Below are 25,554 nucleotides of genomic sequence, written 5' to 3'. Positions count from 1 at the left end.
AATCTAATTATTATAGCGAATTGGAAATAAACCTCGATTTTTTCCAGCTAAAAGAAAAGCACCTCCCAATTATAGACAATGTCTAAAATTGAGAGGTGCTTTTCATCAGCCGTTTTTTACATTTACGCAGATGCTTCTGTTTCACTTTTCCCGCTCAGCTTATCGGCAATCACCGTGAGCGCGCCATCTCCCGTGACGTTTGTTGCTGTTCCGAAGCTATCCTGTGCGAGATACAGGGCGATCATCAGCGAAAGCATCGTGCTGCTGAAGCCGAGCATCGTTTCTAGCAATCCGAGCGCTGCCATGACGGCGCCGCCTGGTACTCCTGGTGCGGCGATCATGGTAACCCCAAGCATCATGATGAAGGGCAGCATTTCCGCGAAAGTTGCTTCCTGTCCTTGAAGGAGCATGACGGCCATACCGCAGCTGACCAGAGTGATGGTGCTGCCTGACAAATGGATTGTCGCAAGCAATGGGACGGAAAAATCAGCTACTTTCTCACGTGCGCCTATTTTACGAGCGTGCTTCAAGGTTACCGGAATCGTAGAAGCGGATGACTGTGTGCCGAGTGCGGTCATGTAAGCAGGTGCCATTTCCTTCAGCATTTTGAAAGGATTGCGCTTAGCCGCTGTACCCGCGACACTGTATTGGACCAATAGATAGATTAAATGAAGAAGAATGATCATAATGAAAACCTTGATAAAAACGCTCATGATCGCGGAAACCTGTCCGCCCTGGGTCATGTTCGCGAAAATCCCGAAAATGTGGAATGGCAGCAGCGGGATGATGACCTTTTCAATGACAAGTTCAATGATTCCCCTGAAATCAATCAGTGCGTTTTGCAGTGTCTTGCCTTTGATATACGCCATTCCCAAACCGAGCATGAACGCGACCAAAAGCGCGGTCATGATTCCCATCACAGGAGGCATGTCCACTGTGAATAAAGGTTTAAGAAGAGCTTCTTCCGGATTCTCGAATTCACGGACATTTTGACTTTTTAATAGAATTGGATAAAGTGCTGTTGCAGCGAAAAAAGCGAGTAAGCCAGCAGCGACTGTTGAGACATAGGCAATAGAGGTTGTAATCCCCAGCAGTTTGCCCGCTCCTCTGCCTAAAGCAGCAATTCCTGGTGCGATGAAACCGATAATGATGAATGGAATGGCGAACCCTAAGAAATTACCGAACAGGCCATTGAAGGTTGCGAAAACTCTAATTATGATTTCCGGAAAAATCATGCCCGCAACAATTCCAAGGGCGATCGCCAGAATTATTTTTGGCAGTAAACCGAATCTCCTCATGATGTCCTCCCTGAAAATGCAATTGTTTTTATTAGGTGGATTATACATGGATAATGAATGATTGTTAAGACATTTACTCATTCACAGAATTATTAGTTAATTCATATGGTAATTTAGGTGTTAAAATTGGGTTTGCTGCCTAAAAGTGGCTTTTCAAAAGGTAACTTATTCTGTGAATGTTAACTTTTGACTCCCTGGCAGGTTTCACGCCTGAAAAACAGGAAATAGTATAGCTTGAGAGTTATTATTAGGCTCTTTTCTCAAACATTGTTGTTATTGACAACAAAATAGGATTGAATGACCTATTTTTCTTCGCAAAGTTGACTCTTATGTGAGAAAAGAGCATGCAAACTTAATACCGACCTGCAAAATTGCCTTATATTACGGAAAAATCGGCTTTAGGATTTTAACAACCATCTTAACGAAAACAGCCTATTATTAAAAATTGATAACAATTCCGTAATTTAAAAATAAAGTGGTAAAATAGGAAGCGGAAAGTGGAGCCAGATTGAATTTATTGGAGGTCTATTTTTATGAAGACAAGAATCGGGCTGCTGTACGGCGGCAAATCTGCTGAACATAAAGTATCAATGCAGACAGCACTTGCTGTGACGAAAGCATTGGATTTTAAAAAATTCGAGATTTATCCTATATACATAACCGAGGAAGGAGAGTGGGTCAAGGGTCCCGAGCTCAATGCTCCTGCAGAAAATGTAAAAACGCTGGAGTTCTCAGACAACTCGAACCTTCCGACTCCTTCATTCACACCAGCATTATTCCAGGCTGGCGGTGCTGAATCCGGGAAGACTCTTGATGTCATTTTCCCATTGCTGCATGGACCGAATGGTGAAGATGGAACGGTGCAAGGCTTGCTGGAATTATTGAATCTTCCATATGTCGGCAATGGCGTCCTCGCCTCTGCTGCCGGCATGGATAAAATTGTTATGAAAAATGTCTTTGCACAGGCGGGACTTCCTCAGGTGGACTATGTGGCCGCTATTAGAAGCGACTGGGAAAAGAATAGTGAAAAGGTATACGGTCTTGTTGAAGAGAGACTTGGCTATCCTTGCTTTGTAAAGCCTGCAAACCTTGGGTCCAGCGTAGGAATCAGCAAGGCATCCAACAAGCAGGAGCTTGAGGAAGCCTTCAAAGAGGCCTTCCAATTTGACCGTAAAATCATCATCGAACAGGGAGTTGTCGCACGTGAAATCGAGATTGGCGTCCTTGGAAACGATGAACCTGAATGCTCGGTAGTTGGCGAAATCGTTCCTAAAAAGGATTTCTATGATTACAAAGCGAAGTATGAGGACGGCGATACAGCGATGATCATCCCTGCTGAAATCACGGAGCAGCAATATGCTGACCTGAAGGAGATGGCAGTCACTGCTTTCAAGGCGCTGGATTGCTCAGGTCTTGTTCGCGCCGATTTCTTCCTGACAAAGGATGGCCAGCTGCTGATTAACGAGGTCAACACAATGCCTGGCTTCACGCCATTCAGCATGTTCCCGCTCCTGTGGAAGCATACAGGTGTCGAATACCCGCAGCTGATCGAAAAGCTGGTGAACCTCGGAATCGAACGCCATGCTGAAAAACAGAAAATAAAGTATACTTTTTAAGAATAGATCATCCAGGGAGACACGGCAGCCAGTGGCATGGCCGTGTCCCTTTATTTCGGGAGGATAATAGTATGATTCAAAAATCTTTATCAGAAATCGCCCAAATGGCAGGAGCGCTGAATGATGTAAGCCAGTTTGCAGATGTCAACGTCAAAGGCGTTTCAATCGACACTCGCAAAATAGAAACAGGGAATTTGTTTGTTCCTTTTAAAGGGGCACGGACAGATGGACATAACTTTGTAGCTGATGTCATCCAAAATGGCGGAGCTTCGGCAGCATTATGGCAAAAAGATGTTCCGAACCCTCCGGAGGGTTTGCCGGTCATTATCGTTGAAGATACAACGACCGCCTTGCAGGAGCTGGCTAGAAATTACCGCAACTCGCTTGATATAAAGGTTGTCGGGATTACCGGCAGCAACGGAAAAACGACAACAAAAGATATGACAGCAAATCTGCTGGCGCAAAAATACAAAGTGCAAAAGACCGAAGGAAACTTCAATAACCACCTGGGCCTTCCGCTGACGCTCCTTCGTTTGCAAGAAGATACAGAAGTCGCCGTACTTGAGATGGGCATGAGCGGCAAGGGCGAGATAGAATTTTTAACGAAAATGGGGCGTCCGGATGCCGTCATCATCACTAATATTGGCGAATCCCATCTGCTTGACCTTGGTTCAAGGGAAGCGATTGCTGATGCAAAGCTTGAAATCATCAGCGGCCTTCAGACAAATGGCCAGATCATTTTTCACGGAGACGAGCCTCTGTTGCAGGAAAGACTGCAGGATTACAAAGGAAATGGCGTCCTGAAAACATTCGGGGCCAGCCAGGATAATGACTTGTATCCGGTCAAAATCGAGCCAATGGAAAATGGAAATAAGTTTACCACCAATCTTGGTGATGAAACTTTCTATCTTCCGGTGCTCGGAAACCATAATATCCTGAATGCACTGGCAGCCATGCTTGCTGCGGAGTTCTTGGGTGTTCCTTTTGAAAAAATGAATGCCGGTTTTGCAGGCTTGAAGCTGACCAATATGAGGATGGAACTTTCCGAAGGAGCTAACGGAGAAAAAATCATCAATGATGCCTATAATGCCAGCCCGACATCCATGAAGGCAGCAATCGACCTCGTCGCCAATCTGTCAGGCTACAGCCGTAAAATCCTTGTTCTGGGTGACATGCTAGAGCTTGGGCCGCTGGAGGAGGAATACCATTACACAGTTGGAGCTTCCCTCGATGCTGAAAAAGTCGACTATGTTTTCACATACGGCAAGCTTAGCGAGTCAATTGCCAGAGGAGCAAAAGAAGTCCTTGGTGACGACAGGGCATTTGCTTTCCAGGATAAACAACAATTGAGCGACAAACTGAAAAAGTATGTAACCGGCGAAACGATCATCCTCGTCAAAGCATCACGAGGCATGGCGCTCGAAGAAGTCGTCCAATCGCTGCAATAATTACCCTCAAGATGTCCTGCTGCCAGGGCATCTTCTTTTTCTTAATCCAGCTCTATCGCCTAGCCCCTCGAGACGCTTCGGTCCTGCCAATGAAGTCAAAGAACGACTTCACTGTCAGGCCCTCCAGCGCTTGTCGGGGCTGAACGAGGCGCTTGCGCTTTTTGTTTTTAACGATATGATTACAAAAGTCTTTATCAAGGAAATTCCGGGTTAAATGATTTAAAATGGGGAAAGATTAAATACGAGAAAAACTAATGGGTGATTGGTTATGATAGGTTGTCTGTTAATCCATGGCTTTACCGGGTCTCCGTTCGAAGTGGAACCACTTGCCCAGTCGCTGAAAGAGAGGACCGATTGGAAAATAGTTGTTCCTACCCTGCCTGGCCATGGCAATGAGCTGAATTTGAGGGGAATCAAACATAATGAGTGGATCGACCATGCCGAAAACGAACTGAAGGCGTTATTGAAAGAGTGTGATACCGTCTATGTTGTTGGTTTTTCGATGGGCGGGCTGATTGCCAGCTATCTTGCCTCGACTTACCCGGTTGATAAGCTGGTTCTGCTCAGCGCGGCTGCTTATTATGTGAACCCTAAACAGCTTGCATTCGATATCAAGGAAATGATGAGGGATACGTTCCAAGGAAAACTAAAAGAAAATGAATTATTCAAGCGTTATACACGAAAGATCAAAGAAACACCCATGACCTCTACCTTGCAGTTTCGCAGGCTTGTAACCAAAATTAAGCCTATTCTCAATGAAGTGAAGGTGCCTACCTTGATCGCGCAAGGCGAGAGTGACGGCATCGTGCCCCCTAAAAGCGCCCGGTATCTATACGAAAATATTGGCGCTGAAGAAAAACGGCTGATTTTTTATAAGAACTCCAAACATCTGATCTGTCACTGTGATGAAAAAGAACACTTATTTGATGAGGTGTATGATTTTTTGACCTCTAACCCAAGAGAAGGAATCAAGAGCTGAGGCAATTCCTCAAAAATTGCTTTTCCTTCCTAAAGATGGTATCATGAATATTGAGTGTCTAACTGAGAAAATCCTTTAAGCGGACATACTCCCGTGATGGAGAATGTCTTTTTTTGCTAATATTTCAGGTTCTGTGCTTCAGCGTGTTGTAATTGCTGATTCAGCCCTGCTTAAAACACAAGGTGAGAACACCTATTTTGCCGTAAAGGTACGACAAACTAACCAGAATCAGAAATGGTTTGGATCCTTAAACAGCCACTTATTAAAATAACGATGCATCGGTTATTGCCGATGCGGGATAAATGTGAACAAAAAGGAGAATGAGCAAAGTTGACAATGTTCCAAGACATGGGCATTAGCCCCGCAACATTAAAAGCTGTAAAGAATATGGGTTTTGAGGAAGCAACTCCAATTCAGGCAGAGACGATTCCAATCAGCCTTCAGAACAAAGATGTGATCGGCCAGGCGCAGACAGGTACTGGTAAGACTGCTGCTTTCGGTATTCCTCTAGTGGAAAAAATCAAGAAAGAAAACCATAACATCCAGGGAATCATCATCGCGCCAACTCGTGAATTGGCAATCCAGGTTTCCGAGGAATTATACAAAATCGGTGCTGGCAAGAGGTTGGGCGTTCTTGCAATCTATGGCGGCCAGGATATCAACCGCCAGATCCGCGCATTGAAAAAAGGTCCTCACATCATCGTCGGAACTCCAGGACGACTTCTTGACCATATCAACAGAAAGACGATCCGTCTTGATACTGTAGAGACAGTCATCCTTGACGAAGCAGATGAAATGCTGAACATGGGCTTCATCGAAGATATCGAAGCAATCCTTGCAAAAATCCCTAACGAACGCCAGACATTATTGTTCTCGGCAACAATGCCAGGACCGATCCGCAAGATCGCTGAGCGCTTCATGAAGGATCCGGAAGTTGTTCGTGTCAAAGCGAAGGAAATGACAGTTCCTTTGATCGAGCAATACTATGTTGAAGTACAGGAGAAGAACAAGTTCGATGTTCTTACACGACTTCTTGATATCCAATCTCCGGAATTGGCAATCATCTTCGGACGCACGAAGCGCCGTGTTGATGAGCTTGCTGAAGCATTGAACCTTCGCGGCTACACTGCCGAAGGAATCCACGGCGACCTCACTCAGGCAAAGCGTATGTCTGTTTTAAGAAAGTTCAAGGAAGGTTCAATCGACGTGCTAGTTGCGACAGACGTGGCTGCTCGTGGACTTGATATTTCTGGTGTAACGCACGTTTATAACTTCGATATCCCGCAAGACCCTGAAAGCTATGTACACCGTATCGGGCGTACTGGCCGTGCAGGTAAAGAGGGTATGGCGATCACGTTTGTCACACAGAGAGAGACTTCTTACCTTCATGTAGTGGAAAAAACAACTAAACGCCGCATGGAAAAAATGACTGCTCCAACCGTGGACCAAGCGCTTGAAGGCCAGCAAAGAGCAGTTGTTGACAAGATTACACAAACAATCGAGTCAAATAACCTTCAATACTACCGCCAGGCAGCGGATGAGCTATTGAAAAATCATGATGCTCAAACAGTCGTTGCTTCAGTATTGAAAATGCTCACTAAAGAGCCTGATACAACTCCTGTTAAGCTTACTGAGGAAAAGCCTCTTCCAAACAGAAGAGACAAGAAGCCTCAAGGAGACCGCAGAAGATACGATAACAGAGGCGGCGATGGACGCAATAAAAAGCCTTATAAGCCACGCTCTGGAACGAAACGCACAGGCGGCGGCAGCAGAGAAGGCGGCGGCTACAAATCTAGACCTTCACGCTAAAATAAACACCCAAACCCCGGTTTTTAACTAAACCGGGGTTTTTTGTATGCGGCATTTACAAACTCATTCGGCAATAATTTTTCCAGTCCCCCATCCATTGAATTTGGACATACTACCTAAAAAACGGGGGTGGCTGATATGACGATTGTTAGGCTTGGGTATGTTGCGATGAGTGAGGAGTTGAAGAATGCCTCTCCGTCACAGACGATGACATTCAAGCAATTCCAGGGAATCAAGGACAGGGACGCAGCCATCAATAAGCTGGAGAGAATCGCTGTATCCAACCTTGAAAACTGCCTGCGTCTTCTCAGGCACAGCAAAGCGAACGAAATTCACTTTTTCCGGCTCAGCTCGAGGCTGATTCCGCTTGCCAATCATGAAGAGCTTTCCGATTGGAAGTATATGCGCGCGTTAAAAGAACCATTAAAGGATATAGCTGACTTTTTACAATCAAACCCGATGCGTGTTGATTTTCACCCAGACCATTTTGTGCTGCTGAATACACTGAAGACCGAAACCCTGAACAATTCAATCAGGACTCTTGCAATGCATCATGCCTTATTGAAGGGGATGGAAATCGATCCCGAGCAACGATGTGTCCTCCATGTCGGCGGTGTCTATGAAAACCGGGAAAAAGCGCTGGAGCAATTCATCCATAATTGGGGACTTGTTTCAACCAGGCTGCAAGATATGATCATGCTGGAAAATGATGATACATCGTTCACGCTGCACGATACGCTTTACCTTTGCGAGAAGCTTGGAATCCCGCTGGTTTTCGATTATCATCATCACCTTGCCCATCATGAAAACATAAACTGGGAGGAGCAATGGGATCGAATCGCTGGCACGTGGGAGCACTCGAAGCTGCCTGTAAAAATGCATATTTCCAGTCCGCGTTCCGAGAAAGAATACCGGGCGCACGCCGAATATGTGGATGCTGACATGTTCATGGATTTTCTTAACGGGATAAAAGGTTCAGTCCCGGAAATCCACTGCATGATCGAAGCGAAAAAGAAGGATCTCGCCCTGTTCAAGCTTGCTGAAGATTTAAGACTAAAGCCTGAAGTGGAGCCCATTGATGGCAGCAGCTTCAAGATAAAATAACACGGATCCTCGGGCCCATAGCGCATTTTCCTCCCAATTTAGTGCCATACTGATGTGTTATTGTTGTATACTTAGGAAGGTGCTATTAATTGGAAAAATAGGAGGAAGCTTTATGACGATTTCTGAGCCGCAAAAGCGGATTTCCGAGCAGGCCTTGACTGTCTGGAAAATTGCCGCTGGCCTCCATTCCCTGGTGGTATGGATATTAGCGGGCGGTCTGATCGCCATTACGATCATATTTGACTTTCCTAAATGGATTATTGCTGCAGCTATAGCTGTGGCTGCTGTATATAGCTATTTATTCATCATTTTATTGCCAACCTTGCGCTGGAAACGCTGGCGCTATGAAGTAAGGGAACAGGAGATTGAGCTCCAATATGGTGTATTCATCATAAAGAGGACGCTTATTCCGATGATCCGTGTCCAGCATGTTGATACACAGCAGGGCCCTTTATTGCGAAAATACCGTTTATCGACGGTGACGGTTTCGACTGCTGCGACCATCCATGAAATACCCGCGCTGGATATGGAGGAAGCCGAAAATTTGAGGACCTCCATTTCAAGACTTGCAAGGGTGGCGGATGAAGATGTCTGATCCGAAAAGGCTGCATCCGATCGCTGCTGTCGTCAATGCGCTTCGCCAGCTGAAGGAAATGATCATCCCTTTCCTGATTTTCGTCGTTTTCGGGAGCAGGGGAACGGATTGGGACCTGTTTTACTTCTTTGGTTCAATTGGGGTTGTCGTGCTTGTTTTAGTTTACGGAGTTTTGTCATGGTACAGATTTACATATCGCATCGAACAAGGTGAATTGCGAATCGAATATGGGTTAATTGTCAGGAAGAAGCGATATATACCGTTCGACCGGATTCAAAGCCTTGACTTGTCCGAAGGAATTTTACAGCGGCTGTTCGGCCTTGTGAAGGTGAAGGTGGAGACGGCCGGCTCAGGCGGGATGGGACTCCAGGATGGAGAGGCGGTCCTTACGGCGATCACAAAGCAGGATGCACAGGAAATCCATGACTATCTCGTTTCGATCAAAAAGTCCGGGCAAATCCTGGATGGGGAAGAGAAACCGGAATCCTCGGAGGATCTTTTATATAAAATCTCCGTTTCAGAACTATTGATGCTGGCAACAACGTCAGGCGGGGTCGGTGTAGTCATTTCCGCGGTGCTGGCGTTCGTATTTCAATTTGAAGAGTTCATTCCTTACGAACAGATTTTTGATGGAGTCGAGCACTTTGTCCAGAACGGGGTTGTTTTTATCAGCGTTGTAGTTTTTCTAGGATTCCTGTTGGCGTGGATTATTGCGCTGTTTGGTACGATGCTGAAATACGCTAATTTTACCGTTAGAAAAGTGGACAATGACCTTGTCATCACACGTGGATTGCTGGAAAAACGGCAGTTCACGATTCCGCTTAATCGAATTCAGGCCGTCCGCATCAGCGAGAATCTCGTCAGGCAGCCGCTTGGCTATGCTTCAGCATTTGTGGAAAGTGCGGGAGGTTCGGCGCTTGACCAGGAAAGCTCTAAGGTCCTCATCCTTCCAATCGTAAAAAAAAGAAAGATCCCCGGCCTGCTTGAACCGCATTTGACGGAGTACCACTTCCGTGTCAATATATCGCCTGCACCTGTAAGGGCATACAGCAGATATTTACTGAAAGGCTGGCTGTTCACGCTGCCAATCATCATTGCGGCCATCTGGTTTTTGAGACCATGGGGCTTTGGTTCGCTGATCCTGCTGGCTGTCTCGGCGGTATGGTCCTATCTTAATTATAAGGATGCAGGCTGGAGCCTTGACAATGGGATGCTGACCTTCCGATATCGCAATATTGTCAAGAACACAGTGTATATGAGGAAAAACAAAGTCCAGTCCTTCAGCATGAAAGAAAGCTTTTTTCAGCGGAAAAAGAAACTGGCTACCGTCGAGGCAATTGTCAAATCCGGGCATGGCGGTGCTGGCGGCAAAGTCATTGACCTTGAGAAAAAGCATGTTGACATGATGTATCACTGGTACTCACATGAAACGAATGAATGAGAAAGCGTAAGCGCCTTGATCAGCCCCGACAAGCGCTGCCCGCCTTAAAGCGCCACGTCCTGTGGATGGCCGGTCTAGCACATCGTGTGCCTCGGAGGACCCTCCGGTGAAGTCGTTCTTTGACTTCATTGGGCGGACCGAAATCGAAATGTATAGCCGACTGCCCAGAAACGCAGAAGCTGGACATTTCTCGAAGTGAAATTCACCCCCTGTACAAAAAAAGCGCCCTTGAGGCGCTTTTTATTACCTTTTATATATGGCAGCTCCGGTCAGAAAACCTGCAAGCATGCCAAAAATATGGGCGGTAATATTGATGTTCGACTGGACGAATGTCATGACCACGGCAATGATGGCGATCGTCATGATCGTCTGGGAGTTTTCGCGTGACATCATGGCTTTCCGGAACATTGTGATAGAAATATAGAAACCGAACAGTCCGAAGATGGCACCGCTTGAACCTACATGTGTGTAGGTCAGCGGCTCGAGAATCAGGGTAGCAATGTTTGCGGCGATGCCTGTAGCAAGATAGAGCAGGGTGAATTTTGTTTTGCCAAGCAGCTGCTCGAGTGCCGGGCCGAACAAGACGAGCGAAAAGCTGTTGAACAGCATATGCGCAAACCCCGCATGCATGAAGATGGGTGTGACAAGCCGCCAATACTCACCGTTCACAACGTACAAGTTCACACCGGCTAGAAGTCCAAACAGGTATTTGCTCGGGAAAATTGGCAACACCGTCAGCAGATATAATATGATATGGATGGCAATGATGATGGTGATAACAGGGTAAAGTCTAATGAAGTCGCGCAAGCTTTCTGTTCTTGTAAACATGGAAACCTCCTCGGTCCTCATAATCGTGAGGTTTGGTTATTTTTTAAATTGGTAAAAGTCCTAATCTAAAGGATAGCCCTAATGAACGAAAGTTGTACACTATTTTCTATGCACATTTCATCTTTTTTAGAAGGGAGCTGGAAAAATGATCATTGGAACAGGAATCGATATCGTGGAAATCAGCAGGATCCGCAAACTGGCAGAGTCGCAGCCGCGTTTTCCTGAGCGGGTTTTAACGGAAAAAGAAAGAGAAGTTTACAAGCAATATAATGAACGAAGAGGAATTGAATTCCTTGCCGGACGCTGGGCAGCGAAGGAAGCTTTTTCAAAAGCGAAGGGGACTGGTATTGGAAAGGAATTGTCCTTCATGGATATCGAAATCGAGCACGACCCACACGGAAGGCCAATCGTGGTTAAGCCCTATTTGGAAGGAGTCCATCTCTCGATTTCACACAGTGAGCATTATGCGATCGCGCAAGTGGTCATCGAAAAAATTTAAAATGCTTGTCAATCCCGGGGGCATATTCGCCCAGGTTGTCTCATATATTCATAATGCAGTAAGGGAGACAAGGCTAGGGCGGCGAGAACATGGCTGCACGAAGACTACTCAAGCAATTTTGCAGCCGGTGTCTTATTCCTGTCCTTTCTTTCCCTTTACACGTTTAAATGAGACTAAAAGGGGTTGGAAGAATGAAGAAAAGGTTGTTGCTGCTTCTCGCCGGGCTCATGGTTATTTTTGCTCTGGCTGCCTGCGGTACCAAATCACAGGAATCTGTGGTTAAAGAGCTGGATGGAACGCTCGAAGATCTGAAGAGTTACAAGGCTAAGGCAAAGATGACATTGCAAATGGGCACGGAGCCACAAGTGTATGATGTGGAGATTTGGCATAAAGATCCGTCATTTTACCGTGTGAATCTGAAGAATGCCCAGAAGGACCAAAGCCAGATGATCCTCAGGAACGATGAAGGAGTTTTTGTTCTGACGCCTGCCCTTAACAAAAGCTTCAAATTCCAGAGCGACTGGCCGAAGAACAGCAGCCAGGCTTATCTGTACGAATCTTTAATCACTGATATTCTGGAGGATAAGCAAGCGAAATTCTCGGCAACAAAGGAACATTATGTGTTCGAAACGAAAACAAGATACCAGAACAATAAGATGCTTCCAATCCAGGAAATCAAGCTGAACAAAAAGAGCCTGGCGCCGGTTAGCGTGAAGGTGATGGACCCAGACCGCAATGCGCTTGTGACGGTTGAATTTTCTGACGTGAAATTCGACGCAAGCTTTGACAAAGATGCGTTTGATATGAAAAAGAACATGACAGGAGCCCAGCTTGAGGTACCGGTTATGGCAGATGTAGAGGACAAGGAATTCACAGTGAAATACCCAGTTGCTGAAATCCCAGGCGTGACTTTGATTGATGAAAAGGAAATCACGACAGAGAATGGAAAACGTGTCATATTGACCTATGACGGCGAAAAGTCCTTCACGCTGATCCAGGAAAAAGCAGATGCCATGCCTGCAATGTCCTCTGCGATCAATATGACTGGAAAACCTGTCGACCTAGGATTCACAATTGGAGCCATGAATGAAACCTCAGTATCCTGGACCCACCTCGGAGTCGATTATATGCTGGCTTCAACAGACCTATCACCAGAAGAACTTGAAATGGTCGCAAAATCAGTTCTGTCCGATATGGAAAAATAAGAATTCAAATGCAGGCTCAGTGTAACCTGGGCCTGTTTTTTTATGGATTAAGGAATAAAACCATTTCTTTAAGGAATATAATGCAAGTTTTAAGGAAAAAAACAGATTTTTAAGGAATATATTTAGTTTTTAAGGAATATATTTAATTTTTTCGGAATAAATCGTCTTGAAGCTCAATCTGCGTATAACTGCCACGAACTTTCCACTCGGAAAACCCGTATATATTATCCATTTGACATTGAGTTCTATCGGTTTGATAATAAAACAATAAAAATAATGTTCGGGTTGAAGGAAGTGGAGTTTCATTGGAGGAGCAAGGATTTTTTTACCGTGATACATGGGCAGAGGTGGACCTGGACCACGTCAGGGCAAATGTGGAGCGGATTAAGGGCCACCTGCCTAAAGATGTTGAATTTATTGCAGTTGTGAAGGCCAATGCTTACGGACATGGGGATTCGCAGGTGGCGGAAGCGGCTTTGGCTGCGGGAGCATCGATGCTGGCTGTCGCGTTCATGGATGAAGCCCTAGCGCTCAGAAAGAAGGGGATCACCGCACCGATCCTTGTACTGGGGGCCAGCCGGCCGGAGGATGTGAACATTGCGGCCGAGGAGGGAATCATCCTGACTGTTTTCCAGAAGGATTGGCTGGAAAAAGCGCGGGAAGTCCTTAAAGCAGATGCTTCCCTGTCACTTCATATAAAAATAGACACAGGTATGGGCCGGATCGGAATTCGTTCTGTAGAAGAATTGAAGAGTGCGGAAAAATTGATTGATGAGGATGAAAGACTCCAGCTGCACGGCATCTATACCCATTATGCGACAGCGGATGAATTGGATGACTCATATTTTAACAAGCAGCTTGCCTTGTTCCGGGAAATGCTCGGTGCCTTGGAAACGCAGCCCCCGGTCGTCCACAGCAGCAACAGTGCCGCCGCTCTGATGCATGCGGATGCCCGCTTCAACGCGGTAAGGGTCGGAATTGCGATGTACGGTCTGGCCCCATCAATGGAGATAGCGCCTGAATTGCCGGTCGAGCTGCAGGAGGCATTCACACTGCATTCCAGGCTCGTACATGTGAAGAAGCTTGAAAAAGGCGAGAAGGTCAGCTACGGAGCGACATATGAGGCGCCAGAAGAAATTTGGGTAGGGACGCTTCCAATTGGGTATGCTGATGGATGGATAAGAAGACTGCAGGGTCAGGAAGTGCTGATCGATGGCATAAGATCCCCAATTATCGGACGGATTTGCATGGACCAATGCATGGTAAAGCTTCCATGCGAGGTCCCGGTGGGAACGATCGCCACCTTGATCGGCAGCCAGGGACAGGAGTCGATCTCCATCAATGAGATTGCCAGCAAGCTAGAAACCATCAATTATGAAGTCCCGTGCATCATCTCCTCAAGAGTGCCGAGGTTGTACAGGCAAAATGGCAAAGTCGTCGATTTGAACAATTCGCTGTTATAAAACACATCCAATAATTAACAAACCTGTGCAATCCCGTTAATCTCATGCATAAAACACTGATTTTTTGGTGGATAATACAGAAGAATTGCTGATTTACCTTTGCATCTGGCATAAATAGTGATAATATTAGAAATGGTAGAGAGATAACGAATTTAATAATGGTATGTAGTGATGATGGTGGAGGTGTATGTTTGTGTCTGAATCCAGCGCAACAACTGAGATTTTGGTAAAGTTACCGCAGCATCTTTTAAGTGAACTAGATGGATTTGTTAAGCAAGAGAACGTAAACCGCAGCGAATTTATTTATCAGGCAACAAAAATGTTTTTGCGTGAGAAGAAAAAGAGACAAATTCGTGAATCCATGAGACGTGGCTATATGGAAATGGCCAAGATTAATCTGACTATTGCATCTGAAGCATTTCAAGCAGAATACGAGGCAGAGCACACAGTTGAACGTCTAGTCAGCGGAGGATAATCCTTTGATTGTCAAACGTGGTGACGTCTATTTTGCGGACCTATCCCCAGTTGTTGGTTCAGAGCAAGGCGGAGTTCGCCCTGTCCTGGTAATCCAAAACGACATCGGGAATCGGTTTAGTCCCACAGTCATTATCGCAGCGATCACAGCACAGATCCAAAAAGCCAAGCTTCCCACTCATGTAGAAATTGATGCGAAGCGGTACGGTTTTGAACGAGACTCGGTCATCTTATTGGAGCAGATACGCACAATTGATAAACAGCGCCTAACCGATAAAATTACCCATCTCGATGACGAAATGATGGAAAAAGTGGATGAAGCCCTTCAGGTAAGTTTAGGTCTTATTGAATTTTGATTTAAAGCACGCTCTTAAAAAAGAGCGTTTTTTTGTCACCGAACACCTGGCCTGTCTTCAGGCCTTATACATAACCAAAAAAATAAAATCGGATGTTTTCTGTGTGGGAGGCAAGCTTAGTGGCTTGTCTCTTTTTTAGTTGACGGGGAAGATTGGGAGGCAATGGAAAGTGGTCACAGAGTGGGTCTGAGTTCTGCCGGGATTGACATGAAAATGAGAAGGCCGACAAGAAAAGCTCGGAATTGTGACAGGTTTGGCGTGGGAAGCGGAAAAGCTGTCAAAAGAAAGCCCAACTTGAGACAGGTTTGGTGGAAAAGATAGAAAAGCTGTCAAAAGAAAGCCCAACTTAAGACAGGTTTGCCAGGAAAGTAAGGAAAAGCTGTCAAAAGAAAGCCCAAGTTAAGACAGGTTTGACAGGAAAGTAAGAAAAGCTGTCAAAAGAAAGCCCAACTTAAGACAGGTTTGCCAGGAAAGTAAGAAAAGCTGTCAAAAGAAAGCCCGAGTTAAGACAGGTTTGACAGGAAAACAAACAAAGCTGTCAGAAGTAGTCCCAAGTTCGGACAGGTTTGAAAAAAGCTGTCTCATTCCGTTCTGCGACCAACCCTGACAGCAAGTGTTCAAAGCTAAAGACAGCGCCTTGGTTCAAAACTAAAAGAGATTTTAAATCAGGTAAAATGGAATACGGAAAAAATGGAATAATAACAATAATACCAGCATAGCGATATTCGCAGAATCCTGTCGACAAGTTGATTTTATTTGACGAAAGAAAACTGTTATCATTAAATGGAGATATATAATCAGGAATTTTTATGAATATTTATTTACAGTTTTAAAATTGGTTTACAATTGTTCGGAAGAGGGTAATGTAAAATTTTGTTGTGATAGAATGGGGAGGATGGAATGAATAAAACAATTTCGAATTATATCCAGGCTCATAAGCAGGACATCCTGGATCAATGGATAGATAGGACAAAAGAAGAAGCGGATGACCGGGTGGTCCGCCTTGTTTCAGATCGGGTTTTTCAGTCTGCGAGCAAGGAATTCATCGATTTGATTATCTCGAATTTCAAAGGGACGAGCGAAGAGTACAATGAAAGGCTGACTGATTTTGCTGAAAAAGTTGTCAGGCTTGGCTGGCCGTTGACGTTTGTCACTAGAGGACTCCATACCTTTAATCTGATTGTGTTTGAGGGCATGCAGAAGGAAGGGGTCGTGACGTCGGAGAACCAGATGGACATGGTGTATGAATTCGATCGCTGGTCGACCCCGATGAACAATGAAATTGTCAGTGTCTATTCATCCACATGGGAAAGAACGGTTTCCCTCCAGAAAATTGCCTTGCAGGAGCTATCTGCTCCGCTCATTCCTGTGTTTGAAGGAATTACAGTAATGCCGCTAGTGGGTACGATTGATACAGAGCGTGCAAAGCAAATCATGGAAAACCTGCTGAAGGGTGCGGTAAAACACCGTTCCGAGGTAGTTCTGATTGATATTACGGGTGTACCTGTTGTTGATACGATGGTTGCCCATCATATTATCCAGGCAGCGGATGCCGTTAGGCTCATCGGTGCCAAGTGCATGCTTGTAGGGATCCGTCCTGAAATTGCACAGACCATCGTCAACCTCGGCATTGACCTGAACCAGTTTACAACAAAGAATAACTTGAAAAAAGGAATCGAAGCAGCTCTTGAGCTGACAAATAAAAAAATCGTTACATTGGAGGGAGCAAAGTGAGAATACCTATCCTAAAGCTGGATGATTGTCTGTTGGTCTCCATTCAATGGGAGCTTGATGACCAGACCGCTCTTCAATTTCAAGAGGATTTGCTCCACAAGATTCATGAGACAAGTGCCAATGGGGTCGTCATCGATCTAACTTCAATCGACTTCATCGACTCTTTTATCGCCAAGGTTCTTGGGGACGTCATCAATATGTCCAAGCTCATGGGTGCGATTGTAGTCATTACCGGAATCCAGCCTGCTGTTGCCATAACGCTAATTGAATTAGGTATCGGCCTTGATGATGTCCTAACTGCATTAGATTTAGAAAAAGGTTTGGAGAAATTACAACAGGAATTGGGGGAATAGGTGAATGGACATCCAATCCTGCGTTACGATCATAAACGAATGGGACATCGTCGCAGCACGCCAGCTAGGCCGGAATGTTGCGAAGGAGCTTGGTTTTGGAACAGTTGACCAGGCACGAATCACCACCGCCATCAGTGAATTGGCCAGAAATATATACTTATACGCCGGCAAAGGGCAGATCTGCATCGATAAATTATATGACGGCGGTAAAGCGGGATTGCGAATCAACGCAGTGGACAGCGGCCCAGGTATAAAAGAAATACGCCAAGTCATGGAAGATGGCTTTTCAACATCAGGAGGACTAGGAGCCGGCCTTCCCGGAGTGAAGCGTCTTATGGATGAGTTCGACATAGACTCAAGCCCCGGACAAGGAACACAGATTAAAGCGACTAAATGGCTCCGTTAGGGGGAGAAAGTATGGATTTCCGAGAAATGATGGAATCAAAGTATCGGGATATTCTTGACAATTATATAAAAGAGCAATCCGAGCAAGCATTATATGCAGGGCAGAAGTTCAGCCGCAAGTCGATTGAGCATAAAATCGCACCGGAAGAAATCATCAGCCTCCATAAAAGCATACTGCTTGAGATGTATCCTGAACTTCCAGAAGATATCATGCATTCCTTTGATATCCTCCTAGAGGTGATGATCGCCTATGGTATCGCATACCGAGAGCATCAAAGCCTGAGACACCAGCAGGAGGAATTAAGATCCGAAATGGAAATTGCCGCCAATGTTCAGCAAACATTGCTTGGTACGAAAATTCCTGCTGTGCCTGGGATTGATATCGGGGCCATCAGTGTTCCGGCAAAGCATATGAACGGTGACTACTTCCATTTTGTCCAGGATGAGAACAATAACATCAGTGTTGCAATCGCTGATGTCATTGGAAAAGGCATTCCGGCGGCTCTTTGTATGTCCATGATCAAGTATGCAATGGACAGCCTGCCAGAAAACCGGCTCGATCCAAGCAGCATCCTGGAGAATCTGAACAGAGTTGTTGAACAGAACGTTGACCCAAGCATGTTCATCACGATGTTCTACGGAATGTTCAATCCTTCCAACAATATCTTCTATTATGCGTCCGCAGGGCACGAACCTGGCTTCTATTATGATTCCAAAAAGAAGGAATTCACAGAGTTGGTCGCAAGAGGCTTACTTCTAGGAGTGGACAAGCGGACGAAGTATACCCAGTATGAGAAGGAAATCCTTCCTGGGGATATGGTGATCCTGATGTCTGACGGAGTGACCGAGTGCAGAACGGAAGAAGGATTCATCGAAAAGGAAACATTAATCGGATATATAAATAAATATATTCACTTAAATGCTCAGGAAATTGTCAATAATATCTTTAGGGAACTTGAAAAACTTCAGCATTTCCAATTGCGTGATGATTTTACTTTAATCATTTTGAAACGAGATGTTTAATCGGGTTCCAAACCGGGTAAATCAAAAGAGCAATTGAATTGTAAAGGGTGGGTCATTTATGAATATTTCAATAGATGTGAAAGAAACAGAATCAAAATTAGCAGTCAAGGTAAGTGGCGAAATTGATGCATATACAGCTCCACAGTTACGTGAAAAGCTTTTCCCTATGTCCGAAAAAGAGGGCGTAAAGATGGTTGTTGACCTTTCGGAGGTCAATTATATGGATAGTACAGGGCTTGGAGTATTTGTGGGAGTATTCAAAAACGTGCGTGCAAATGACGGCGAGTTCAAAATCGTCGGGTTGTCCGAGCGTTTACAGAGACTTTTTGAAATCACTGGCTTGGCCGATATTATCGATATAAACAGCCAGATTGAGGGTGGAGTGCAATGAACCAGTCATTTGACTATATTGAGATGAAAATCCCGGCTAAACCGGAATTCGTGGGTGTCATTCGTTTGACCCTTTCTGGTATTGCAAGCCGTATGGGTTTTTCCTACGACGAAATTGAAGACTTAAAAATTGCTACCAGCGAAGCTTGTACCAACGCTGTGCAGCATGCATATAAAAACAATGAGAACGGCGAAGTCATCATCGGTTTCGGATTGTATGAAGACAAGCTTGAAGTGATGGTTGCAGATAATGGCCAGAGCTTTGATTTCCACTCAGCGCGCCAGGGACTAGGTCCTTATGATCAGAATAGTTCTGTGGAATTCCTTCGCGAAGGAGGCTTGGGACTGTATCTGATCGAAACATTGATGGACGAGGTTCGAATCCATCACAAAGAGGGCGTCACGGTCTTTATGACCAAGTACCGAGAAGGAGAGCAGGTGGAGAGAGATGCAGAGACAATCTCAACCTAAGCAAAGGCCAAAAGAAGAGATTAATGAATTAATCAAAGCCTACCAGCTGCATGAGGATGCAGACGCCCAGAATGAGCTGGTTCTCCACTATCAAAACCTTGTCGAAACAATCGCGAGAAAGTACTCAAAGGGAAGGTCGTTCCATGAGGATATTTTCCAGGTTGGGATGATCGGTCTTTTAGGCGCAATCCGCCGTTATGATGAAACATTCGGTAAAAGCTTTGAAGCATTTGCCGTACCGACTATTATTGGTGAAATCAAAAGATTTTTAAGAGATAAAACATGGAGTGTGCATGTACCGCGCAGGATTAAGGAGCTTGGTCCAAAAATCAAGACGACAGTCGAAGATTTGACCACCCAGCTGCACCGCTCTCCGCGTGTGGATGAAATTGCGGAAGTACTTCAGGTTTCCGAAGAAGAAGTATTGGAAGCCATGGAGATGGGTAAAAGCTACCAGGCATTATCTGTTGACCATTCTATTGAAGCCGATTCTGATGGGGGGACAGTCACCCTGCTGGATATCGTTGGAAACATTGATGATGGCTATGAAAAAATCAATCAAAGAATGGTGCTCGAAAAAGTACTCCATGTACTAAGTGAACGCGAAAAGTTAATTATCCAATATACCTATCTTGATAATCTAAGCCAGAAAGAGGCTGGAGACAAGCTTGGTATTTCGCAGATGCATGTATCCAGGCTTCAAAGAAGGGCAATCAAAAAGCTTCAAGAGGCGATCCATGCGGAAAACAACAATTCGGAGTACATTACATGATTCAACAGTTCAAAGACAAAATAGAACTTTATGCTTACCAGACAATCAAGGAAGGTAAAATAGAGTGCGGGGACAGCTATTATTATACAGCTACTGATGATTATTTTGTCTGTGTACTTGCTGATGGATTAGGGTCCGGGCAATACGCCCATGAAGCCTCTGCGGCAGTCGTTTCAGTAGTAGAGCAAAACCACCATGAAGATGTAGATACGCTCATGAAATACTGCAACAATATATTGGTGCAAAAAAGAGGAGCCGCTGTTTCAATCTTCAAAGTCTATTTCGAAACCCGCGAGTTTGTATACAGCTGCGTTGGAAATATTCGCTTCTTCCTCTATACATCAAGTGGCAAGCTGACATACCCATTGCCAGTCACGGGTTATCTGTCAGGTAAGCCGCAGGTGTTTCACACCCAGAGATTCGTTTATGAGCCAGAATCAAAATTCCTGATCTACTCAGACGGTTTTGACAATATCCACGGCGCTAAAACGATATTGAAGGGATATCGCTCGGTTGGTGCAATCGCAGAACAAATCAAAAGCGAATATGCCAATTCAATGGATGATGCAACTTTTATTGTAGGAAGTCTACTTTAGCCAGTGGGCTTCTTTTTGTTTTTACCGTACACTGCCTGCACCATTACCAGAACTGTAAACCTTCCGCTGATTTTGGTACACTATTAAAGTGCCAAGCAATATTAAAATTGATTATGGAGGATTGTCTCTTGACTCAAACAATGGATAAGCAAGATCAATATGTAAAAATCATTGCCAAAGAGCAATCGTTAACAGCTAAACAAGTGCAAAGTGTCATTTCATTAATAGATGAAGGAAACACTATACCTTTCATAGCCCGTTACCGAAAGGAAATGACTGGTGCGCTTGATGAAGTGCAAATCCGTGACATCGTTGAAAGATGGCAATACATACAGAATTTAGAACAGCGCAAAGAGGAAGTCATCAGGCTCATCGAAGAACAAGGAAAGCTGACTGACGAATTAAAGGGCAGCATCGAAAAAGCAATCAAGCTCCAGGAAGTAGAAGACCTTTACCGTCCCTACAAGCAAAAAAGAAGGACGAAAGCGACTGTCGCGAAAGAAAAAGGCCTTGAACCTCTTGCTCAGTGGATGCTGGAGTTACCGGTAAACGGAAGTCTCGAAGACAAAGCCCGCGAGTTTTTATCAGAAGAAAAAGGTGTTGAATCTATCGAAGATGCGATTGCCGGCGCGAAAGACATTATCGCTGAAATTGTTTCCGATGACGCAGACAGTCGCAAATGGATTCGAAATGAAACCTTTAAAACTGGCTCCATCGAATCCTCGGTAAAAAATGAAGAGCAAGATGAGAAAAATGTTTATGAAATGTACTATGAATACTCGGAACCAGTCAGTAAAGTGGTGCCGCACCGAATCCTTGCGCTCAATCGCGGTGAAAAAGAAGATCTGTTGAGAGTGTCAATAAAGCCAAAAGCAGATGTCATTATGAGCTACTTGCAGCGTAAGTGGGTTACTAAAAATCATTCTGTCACAGCAGCTGCAGTAACAGAGGCTCTCGAGGATTCTTATAAGCGACTGATCCAGCCGTCAATCGAACGTGAGATCAGGAATGAACTGACAGAAAAAGCTGAAGAGCAAGCGATTCACATTTTCTCGGAAAACCTTCGAAAACTGCTATTGCAGCCGCCGCTAAAAGGCAAGGTCGTCCTGGGTGTAGACCCTGCATTCAGAACGGGCTGTAAGCTGGCTGCTGTGGATGAAACGGGAAAAGTTTTATCGATCGGAGTGATTTATCCTCACACTTCTGGCTCAAAAAATACAGAGGCAAAGGACAAATTCATTAAAGTCCTGAAAGATTATGAGGTAGAGATGGTTGCGATCGGCAACGGTACTGCTTCCAGGGAAACGGAACAATTCGTGTCAGACATCCTGAAAGAAATGAATAAGGAGATTTTCTATCTCATTGTCAATGAAGCTGGTGCGAGTGTCTATTCAGCATCAGACCTTGCCCGCGAAGAATTCCCTAATTACCAGGTAGAAGAACGAAGTGCGGTTTCGATTGCCCGTCGATTGCAGGACCCGCTGGCTGAACTCGTTAAAATCGATCCTAAATCCGTAGGTGTCGGCCAGTATCAGCATGATGTCAGCCAGAAAAAGCTTTCCGAATCACTGACATTCGTTGTTGAGACAGCAGTTAATCAGGTGGGAGTCAACGTAAATACAGCCTCATCCTCTTTACTGCAGTACGTATCCGGCCTTTCTAAAACTGTAGCCAATAATATAGTAAAGAAACGTGAGGAAGAAGGGAAGTTCACAAGCAGGGCACAGCTGAAAAAAATTCCTCGTCTCGGAGCGAAGACCTATGAACAGGCAATTGGATTCCTGCGTGTCATTGATGGAAAGGAATCTCTCGACCGGACCGGCATCCACCCAGAAAGTTACGGTGAGGTAAAGCAGCTGCTTGATAGCCTCGGTTTCAAATCAAAAGATTTAGGAACTCCTGCATTAAAAGATGCCCTTGCGAAAATTAACATCGACCAGACTGCGGATGAACTAGGAATCGGGAAACTTACACTGAAAGATATCATTGATGCACTCGTAAGACCTGAACGAGACCCGCGGGATGAGCTTCCAGCACCTTTATTGAAAAAGGATGTACTAAAGCTGGAGGATCTAAAAACGGGGATGGAACTTCAAGGTACTGTACGGAACGTGGTTGACTTCGGTGCTTTTGTTGATATTGGTGTAAAGCAGGATGGACTTGTCCATATCTCAAAGCTAAGCAACCGCTTCGTAAAACACCCTCTGGATATTGTATCGGTCGGGGACGTTGTTACTGTATGGGTGGACAGTGTCGACCAGAAGAAAGGCCGAGTCGCCTTGACAATGCTTAAGCCTGATCAGGCATAATACAAAGACTGCAGGAATGCCTGCAGTCTTTAATCGTTTAACCCTTGTTTATTTCTATAAAAGTACCAGCATTGGTTTAAAAGTTTGATTTGATACCTGTTTTTCTCGTAGAAGGCTCGTTTCATTTGATTCTGAAACCAGACAGGCATAGCGCAATACCTCCTTAAGATAATACGTTAAAAGGTAACATTAATATATGCTATAATGGGTTGTCATGTTTCTATAAAAGGCAGGCGTTTTACAAATGACTGATCAAGAGTTGCATAATCTTGTAGTGGCGATCTCTAATGAATTTTTCCATAAGCCATTCAGGCATAAGGCGTTCTTCAACTCGAGGCTCCGTACTACAGGAGGGCGCTATATGCTGAACAGCCATAACATTGAAATTAATAAAAAGTATTTTGAGCAGCTGGGTGAAGCAGAGCTCGTTGGGATCATTAAGCATGAACTATGCCATTACCACCTTCATATAGAAGGAAAAGGCTACAAGCATCGCGATAAAGATTTCCGAGATCTATTAAAGAAGGTAGATGCCCCGAGGTTTTGTTCTGTGCTTCCGGAGGAGAAGAAGAGAAGGGCGAAACAGAAATTCGTTTTTTATCAGTGCAGCAGCTGTAAGTTGACTTATCGCCGTAAAAGATCTATAAATACTTCAAAATACGTGTGCGGAAAATGCAGGGGAAAGCTCGTGAAAGTGAAGGAAATGATTGTAGAATAAGCTTTTGTGGGCTTTTAAAAAAGAAATAAAAACTTATTAAAAACACCCTTGACTTTTAGTGGGTACCTCCCTATAATAGTAAGAGTCGATAAGACAACGACACGAACAAATAAAGCTATTCCGCAGTAGCTCAGTGGTAGAGCACTCGGCTGTTAACCGAGCGGTCGTAGGTTCGAATCCTACCTGCGGAGCCATTAATTTTAAAGGTATGGGGAAGTACTCAAGAGGCTGAAGAGGCGCCCCTGCTAAGGGTGTAGGTCGGGTAACCGGCGCGAGGGTTCAAATCCCTCCTTCTCCGCCAGAACCTTTTAATATGGCCCCTTGGTCAAGCGGTTAAGACACCGCCCTTTCACGGCGGTAACACGGGTTCGAATCCCGTAGGGGTCACCAAGTTTTTTTCGCGCCAGCGAAAAATAAACGTCCTTAAAATTCGTGACAGCGAATATAACAAAACTAATTCCATATCTGGTCCCGTGGTGTAGCGGTTAACATGCCTGCCTGTCACGCAGGAGATCGCCGGTTCGATCCCGGTCGGGACCGCCATTTTATTGGGCTATAGCCAAGCGGTAAGGCAACGGACTTTGACTCCGTCATGCGTTGGTTCGAATCCAGCTAGCCCAGCCATTTTTGAGCCATTAGCTCAGTCGGTAGAGCAGATTGCTCGCTGCATTGAGTTTTCTTCCCTGGTAATCTGCGAGAAAGACCGAAGGTCTTTTGAGCATCAGATGCGACAAGGGAATATAGATGGGTGGACGCAACTTTTGTTCCACTTCAAATATGAGCCATTAGCTCAGTCGGTAGAGCATCTGACTTTTAATCAGAGGGTCGAAGGTTCGAGTCCTTCATGGCTCACCAGATTTTTTCGCCTTCAGCGAAAAAATGTCCTTGATTTCGCGACTATGATTTGATCATGTCGGGGACAATCAACTCACGATATTAATATGCGGGTGTGGCGGAATTGGCAGACGCACCAGACTTAGGATCTGGCGCCGCAAGGCGTGGGGGTTCGACTCCCTTCACCCGCACCATTAATTACCTGTTGATTAATGAGCTTGAATTAGTTAATATATAATCCTGTCATGTTTTGCGGTCGTGGCGGAATGGCAGACGCGCTAGGTTGAGGGCCTAGTGGGGGCAACCCCGTGGAGGTTCAAGTCCTCTCGGCCGCACCAAAAAAGTTATTGACACACACTGATGATCGTGTTAATATATAAAAGTTGCTATTAAAACAGTATGCGCCCGTAGCTCAATTGGATAGAGCGTCTGACTACGGATCAGAAGGTTATGGGTTCGACTCCTTTCGGGCGCGCCATTATATTTCTTCAATAACGGGGAGTAGCTCAGCTTGGTAGAGCACTTGGTTTGGGACCAAGGGGTCGCAGGTTCGAATCCTGTCTTCCCGACCATTCAGTAAATAATTTTATATGCGGGTGTAGTTTAGTGGTAAAACCTCAGCCTTCCAAGCTGATGATGAGAGTTCGATTCTCTTCACCCGCTCCAATTTCATTGCTCTTTGAAAACTAAACAAACAAGCGTCAACAAACAATAAATGATCATGTTTCTTCTATAAGAACATGAGCCAACGTTTTAACTTATGAGCTAACTCATAACTCTTTTTTGGAGAGTTTGATCCTGGCTCAGGACGAACGCTGGCGGCGTGCCTAATAC

General features: G+C 45.0%; 25 protein-coding genes and 11 tRNA genes. 33 read left to right on the top strand and 3 right to left on the bottom strand.

Going from position 1 to position 25,554, the window contains the following annotated elements:
- Nucleotides 1-122: 122 nt before the first annotated feature.
- Nucleotides 123-1,298: a dicarboxylate/amino acid:cation symporter gene (locus J7E37_RS15350; RefSeq protein WP_214779431.1), complete on the bottom strand. Its 1,176-nt coding sequence runs from the start codon at nucleotides 1,296-1,298 to the stop codon at nucleotides 123-125.
- Nucleotides 1,299-1,831: 533 nt separating this feature from the next.
- Here J7E37_RS15350 and J7E37_RS15345 point away from each other — a divergent pair.
- From J7E37_RS15345 to J7E37_RS15315, 7 genes are all read left to right on the top strand, one after another.
- Nucleotides 1,832-2,914 carry a D-alanine--D-alanine ligase gene (locus J7E37_RS15345; RefSeq protein WP_214779429.1) on the top strand — a complete coding sequence of 361 codons (1,083 nt, stop codon included), beginning with the start codon at nucleotides 1,832-1,834 and terminating at the stop codon, nucleotides 2,912-2,914.
- Nucleotides 2,915-2,985: 71 nt separating this feature from the next.
- A complete protein-coding gene (locus J7E37_RS15340) occupies nucleotides 2,986-4,362 on the top strand; it encodes a UDP-N-acetylmuramoyl-tripeptide--D-alanyl-D-alanine ligase (RefSeq protein WP_214779427.1) in 1,377 nt (458 codons plus the stop codon).
- A 268-nt stretch (nucleotides 4,363-4,630) separates the two neighbouring features.
- Nucleotides 4,631-5,341 (top strand): alpha/beta hydrolase, encoded by a 711-nt coding sequence (locus J7E37_RS15335; protein WP_215024835.1) that lies wholly within the window; start codon nucleotides 4,631-4,633, stop codon nucleotides 5,339-5,341.
- Nucleotides 5,342-5,671: 330 nt separating this feature from the next.
- Nucleotides 5,672-7,150: a degradosome RNA helicase CshA gene (gene cshA / locus J7E37_RS15330; protein WP_285290348.1), complete on the top strand. Its 1,479-nt coding sequence runs from the start codon at nucleotides 5,672-5,674 to the stop codon at nucleotides 7,148-7,150.
- 138 nt (nucleotides 7,151-7,288) lie between these two features.
- On the top strand, nucleotides 7,289-8,254 hold the full coding sequence (uvsE, locus tag J7E37_RS15325; RefSeq protein WP_215024832.1) for a UV DNA damage repair endonuclease UvsE: 966 nt from the start codon (nucleotides 7,289-7,291) through the stop codon (nucleotides 8,252-8,254).
- Nucleotides 8,255-8,366: 112 nt separating this feature from the next.
- Nucleotides 8,367-8,849 (top strand): PH domain-containing protein, encoded by a 483-nt coding sequence (locus J7E37_RS15320; RefSeq protein ID WP_215024829.1) that lies wholly within the window; start codon nucleotides 8,367-8,369, stop codon nucleotides 8,847-8,849.
- Nucleotides 8,842-10,290 carry a PH domain-containing protein gene (locus tag J7E37_RS15315; RefSeq protein ID WP_215024826.1) on the top strand — a complete coding sequence of 483 codons (1,449 nt, stop codon included), beginning with the start codon at nucleotides 8,842-8,844 and terminating at the stop codon, nucleotides 10,288-10,290. The genes J7E37_RS15320 and J7E37_RS15315 overlap by 8 nt, the downstream gene beginning before the upstream one ends.
- 243 nt (nucleotides 10,291-10,533) lie before the next feature.
- Here J7E37_RS15315 and J7E37_RS15310 read toward each other — a convergent pair whose 3' ends face one another.
- The gene (locus tag J7E37_RS15310) at nucleotides 10,534-11,118 is read right to left on the bottom strand and encodes a rhomboid family intramembrane serine protease (RefSeq protein ID WP_215024823.1); all 585 of its coding nucleotides are present in this window, start codon (nucleotides 11,116-11,118) and stop codon (nucleotides 10,534-10,536) included.
- Nucleotides 11,119-11,263: 145 nt separating this feature from the next.
- Between J7E37_RS15310 and acpS the strand changes: the two genes are divergently transcribed.
- The 14 genes from acpS to J7E37_RS15240 all read left to right on the top strand — a co-directional run bounded on the left by acpS (nucleotide 11,264) and on the right by J7E37_RS15240 (nucleotide 23,168).
- The gene (gene acpS, locus J7E37_RS15305; protein ID WP_214779413.1) at nucleotides 11,264-11,617 is read left to right on the top strand and encodes a holo-ACP synthase; all 354 of its coding nucleotides are present in this window, start codon (nucleotides 11,264-11,266) and stop codon (nucleotides 11,615-11,617) included.
- A 191-nt stretch (nucleotides 11,618-11,808) separates the two neighbouring features.
- On the top strand, nucleotides 11,809-12,822 hold the full coding sequence (locus J7E37_RS15300; protein ID WP_214779411.1) for a LolA family protein: 1,014 nt from the start codon (nucleotides 11,809-11,811) through the stop codon (nucleotides 12,820-12,822).
- Between the two features lie 305 nt (nucleotides 12,823-13,127).
- Nucleotides 13,128-14,285: an alanine racemase gene (gene alr / locus J7E37_RS15295; RefSeq protein ID WP_215024820.1), complete on the top strand. Its 1,158-nt coding sequence runs from the start codon at nucleotides 13,128-13,130 to the stop codon at nucleotides 14,283-14,285.
- Between the two features lie 193 nt (nucleotides 14,286-14,478).
- Nucleotides 14,479-14,760: a CopG family ribbon-helix-helix protein gene (locus J7E37_RS15290; RefSeq protein ID WP_031308192.1), complete on the top strand. Its 282-nt coding sequence runs from the start codon at nucleotides 14,479-14,481 to the stop codon at nucleotides 14,758-14,760.
- Between the two features lie 4 nt (nucleotides 14,761-14,764).
- Nucleotides 14,765-15,115 (top strand): type II toxin-antitoxin system endoribonuclease NdoA, encoded by a 351-nt coding sequence (gene ndoA, locus J7E37_RS15285; protein WP_041967053.1) that lies wholly within the window; start codon nucleotides 14,765-14,767, stop codon nucleotides 15,113-15,115.
- Between the two features lie 900 nt (nucleotides 15,116-16,015).
- Nucleotides 16,016-16,849, top strand: a complete 834-nt coding sequence (locus J7E37_RS15280) for an RsbT co-antagonist protein RsbRA (protein WP_215024817.1) — start codon at nucleotides 16,016-16,018, stop codon at nucleotides 16,847-16,849.
- Complete coding sequence (locus J7E37_RS15275) at nucleotides 16,846-17,202, top strand: STAS domain-containing protein (protein WP_041967776.1); 357 nt, start codon at nucleotides 16,846-16,848, stop codon at nucleotides 17,200-17,202. Before J7E37_RS15280 ends, J7E37_RS15275 begins: the two co-directional genes overlap by 4 nt.
- A gap of 4 nt (nucleotides 17,203-17,206) precedes the next feature.
- Entirely contained in the window at nucleotides 17,207-17,608 is a 402-nt protein-coding gene (locus J7E37_RS15270) for an anti-sigma regulatory factor (protein ID WP_214740486.1), read from the top strand.
- A gap of 11 nt (nucleotides 17,609-17,619) precedes the next feature.
- Nucleotides 17,620-18,630 (top strand): PP2C family protein-serine/threonine phosphatase, encoded by a 1,011-nt coding sequence (locus J7E37_RS15265; RefSeq protein ID WP_214779405.1) that lies wholly within the window; start codon nucleotides 17,620-17,622, stop codon nucleotides 18,628-18,630.
- A gap of 58 nt (nucleotides 18,631-18,688) precedes the next feature.
- Nucleotides 18,689-19,021, top strand: a complete 333-nt coding sequence (locus tag J7E37_RS15260) for an anti-sigma factor antagonist (RefSeq protein ID WP_214779403.1) — start codon at nucleotides 18,689-18,691, stop codon at nucleotides 19,019-19,021.
- Nucleotides 19,018-19,491: an anti-sigma B factor RsbW gene (gene rsbW / locus J7E37_RS15255; protein WP_079504369.1), complete on the top strand. Its 474-nt coding sequence runs from the start codon at nucleotides 19,018-19,020 to the stop codon at nucleotides 19,489-19,491. Before J7E37_RS15260 ends, rsbW begins: the two co-directional genes overlap by 4 nt.
- The gene (gene sigB, locus J7E37_RS15250; protein ID WP_214779401.1) at nucleotides 19,469-20,263 is read left to right on the top strand and encodes an RNA polymerase sigma factor SigB; all 795 of its coding nucleotides are present in this window, start codon (nucleotides 19,469-19,471) and stop codon (nucleotides 20,261-20,263) included. The genes rsbW and sigB overlap by 23 nt, the downstream gene beginning before the upstream one ends.
- Complete coding sequence (locus J7E37_RS15245) at nucleotides 20,260-20,859, top strand: PP2C family serine/threonine-protein phosphatase (RefSeq protein ID WP_214779399.1); 600 nt, start codon at nucleotides 20,260-20,262, stop codon at nucleotides 20,857-20,859. Before sigB ends, J7E37_RS15245 begins: the two co-directional genes overlap by 4 nt.
- A gap of 140 nt (nucleotides 20,860-20,999) precedes the next feature.
- Complete coding sequence (locus J7E37_RS15240; RefSeq protein ID WP_215024937.1) at nucleotides 21,000-23,168, top strand: Tex family protein; 2,169 nt, start codon at nucleotides 21,000-21,002, stop codon at nucleotides 23,166-23,168.
- Nucleotides 23,169-23,197: 29 nt separating this feature from the next.
- Here J7E37_RS15240 and cmpA read toward each other — a convergent pair whose 3' ends face one another.
- Nucleotides 23,198-23,317 carry a cortex morphogenetic protein CmpA gene (gene cmpA, locus J7E37_RS15235; RefSeq protein WP_192472919.1) on the bottom strand — a complete coding sequence of 40 codons (120 nt, stop codon included), beginning with the start codon at nucleotides 23,315-23,317 and terminating at the stop codon, nucleotides 23,198-23,200.
- Nucleotides 23,318-23,412: 95 nt separating this feature from the next.
- Here cmpA and J7E37_RS15230 point away from each other — a divergent pair, with 95 nt between their 5' ends.
- From J7E37_RS15230 to J7E37_RS15175, 12 genes are all read left to right on the top strand, one after another.
- The gene (locus J7E37_RS15230) at nucleotides 23,413-23,886 is read left to right on the top strand and encodes a SprT family protein (protein ID WP_215024815.1); all 474 of its coding nucleotides are present in this window, start codon (nucleotides 23,413-23,415) and stop codon (nucleotides 23,884-23,886) included.
- Between the two features lie 119 nt (nucleotides 23,887-24,005).
- Nucleotides 24,006-24,080: transfer RNA gene (locus J7E37_RS15225), tRNA-Asn, on the top strand.
- Nucleotides 24,081-24,096: 16 nt separating this feature from the next.
- A tRNA-Ser gene (locus tag J7E37_RS15220) sits at nucleotides 24,097-24,187 on the top strand.
- Nucleotides 24,188-24,201: 14 nt separating this feature from the next.
- Nucleotides 24,202-24,276 (top strand) — tRNA-Glu (locus J7E37_RS15215).
- A 77-nt stretch (nucleotides 24,277-24,353) separates the two neighbouring features.
- Nucleotides 24,354-24,429: transfer RNA gene (locus J7E37_RS15210), tRNA-Asp, on the top strand.
- Between the two features lie 6 nt (nucleotides 24,430-24,435).
- Nucleotides 24,436-24,510, top strand: a tRNA-Gln gene (locus tag J7E37_RS15205).
- Nucleotides 24,511-24,665: 155 nt separating this feature from the next.
- A tRNA-Lys gene (locus J7E37_RS15200) sits at nucleotides 24,666-24,741 on the top strand.
- An 88-nt stretch (nucleotides 24,742-24,829) separates the two neighbouring features.
- Nucleotides 24,830-24,914, top strand: a tRNA-Leu gene (locus J7E37_RS15195).
- A gap of 58 nt (nucleotides 24,915-24,972) precedes the next feature.
- A tRNA-Leu gene (locus J7E37_RS15190) sits at nucleotides 24,973-25,058 on the top strand.
- Between the two features lie 63 nt (nucleotides 25,059-25,121).
- A tRNA-Arg gene (locus J7E37_RS15185) sits at nucleotides 25,122-25,198 on the top strand.
- A 17-nt stretch (nucleotides 25,199-25,215) separates the two neighbouring features.
- Nucleotides 25,216-25,292 (top strand) — tRNA-Pro (locus J7E37_RS15180).
- A 20-nt stretch (nucleotides 25,293-25,312) separates the two neighbouring features.
- Nucleotides 25,313-25,386 (top strand) — tRNA-Gly (locus tag J7E37_RS15175).
- Nucleotides 25,387-25,554: the final 168 nt, after the last annotated feature.

This window comes from Bacillus sp. ISL-39 (assembly GCF_018613295.1).
GTDB lineage: Bacteria > Bacillota > Bacilli > Bacillales > Cytobacillaceae > Mesobacillus.
Note: the sequence above shows the minus strand (reverse complement) of the source record. Positions and strands in the feature narration are given on the sequence as shown.

What these genes read in the sequence shown, in the direction of transcription:
- J7E37_RS15240 (WP_215024937.1), top strand. Translation starts at nt 21,000, where the DNA reads ATGGATAAGCAAGATCAATATGTAAAAATCATTGCCAAAGAGCAATCG.
- J7E37_RS15245 (WP_214779399.1), top strand. Translation starts at nt 20,260, where the DNA reads ATGATTCAACAGTTCAAAGACAAAATAGAACTTTATGCTTACCAGACA.
- J7E37_RS15260 (WP_214779403.1), top strand. Translation starts at nt 18,689, where the DNA reads ATGAATATTTCAATAGATGTGAAAGAAACAGAATCAAAATTAGCAGTC.
- J7E37_RS15335 (WP_215024835.1), top strand. Translation starts at nt 4,631, where the DNA reads ATGATAGGTTGTCTGTTAATCCATGGCTTTACCGGGTCTCCGTTCGAA.
- J7E37_RS15340 (WP_214779427.1), top strand. Translation starts at nt 2,986, where the DNA reads ATGATTCAAAAATCTTTATCAGAAATCGCCCAAATGGCAGGAGCGCTG.
- J7E37_RS15230 (WP_215024815.1), top strand. Translation starts at nt 23,413, where the DNA reads ATGACTGATCAAGAGTTGCATAATCTTGTAGTGGCGATCTCTAATGAA.
- J7E37_RS15280 (WP_215024817.1), top strand. Translation starts at nt 16,016, where the DNA reads ATGAATAAAACAATTTCGAATTATATCCAGGCTCATAAGCAGGACATC.
- sigB (WP_214779401.1), top strand. Translation starts at nt 19,469, where the DNA reads ATGCAGAGACAATCTCAACCTAAGCAAAGGCCAAAAGAAGAGATTAAT.
- J7E37_RS15315 (WP_215024826.1), top strand. Translation starts at nt 8,842, where the DNA reads ATGTCTGATCCGAAAAGGCTGCATCCGATCGCTGCTGTCGTCAATGCG.
- J7E37_RS15265 (WP_214779405.1), top strand. Translation starts at nt 17,620, where the DNA reads ATGGATTTCCGAGAAATGATGGAATCAAAGTATCGGGATATTCTTGAC.
- J7E37_RS15350 (WP_214779431.1), bottom strand. Translation starts at nt 1,298, where the DNA reads ATGAGGAGATTCGGTTTACTGCCAAAAATAATTCTGGCGATCGCCCTT.
- uvsE (WP_215024832.1), top strand. Translation starts at nt 7,289, where the DNA reads ATGACGATTGTTAGGCTTGGGTATGTTGCGATGAGTGAGGAGTTGAAG.
- J7E37_RS15310 (WP_215024823.1), bottom strand. Translation starts at nt 11,118, where the DNA reads ATGTTTACAAGAACAGAAAGCTTGCGCGACTTCATTAGACTTTACCCT.
- J7E37_RS15320 (WP_215024829.1), top strand. Translation starts at nt 8,367, where the DNA reads ATGACGATTTCTGAGCCGCAAAAGCGGATTTCCGAGCAGGCCTTGACT.
- cmpA (WP_192472919.1), bottom strand. Translation starts at nt 23,317, where the DNA reads ATGCCTGTCTGGTTTCAGAATCAAATGAAACGAGCCTTCTACGAGAAA.
- acpS (WP_214779413.1), top strand. Translation starts at nt 11,264, where the DNA reads ATGATCATTGGAACAGGAATCGATATCGTGGAAATCAGCAGGATCCGC.
- J7E37_RS15270 (WP_214740486.1), top strand. Translation starts at nt 17,207, where the DNA reads ATGGACATCCAATCCTGCGTTACGATCATAAACGAATGGGACATCGTC.
- rsbW (WP_079504369.1), top strand. Translation starts at nt 19,018, where the DNA reads ATGAACCAGTCATTTGACTATATTGAGATGAAAATCCCGGCTAAACCG.
- J7E37_RS15345 (WP_214779429.1), top strand. Translation starts at nt 1,832, where the DNA reads ATGAAGACAAGAATCGGGCTGCTGTACGGCGGCAAATCTGCTGAACAT.
- J7E37_RS15300 (WP_214779411.1), top strand. Translation starts at nt 11,809, where the DNA reads ATGAAGAAAAGGTTGTTGCTGCTTCTCGCCGGGCTCATGGTTATTTTT.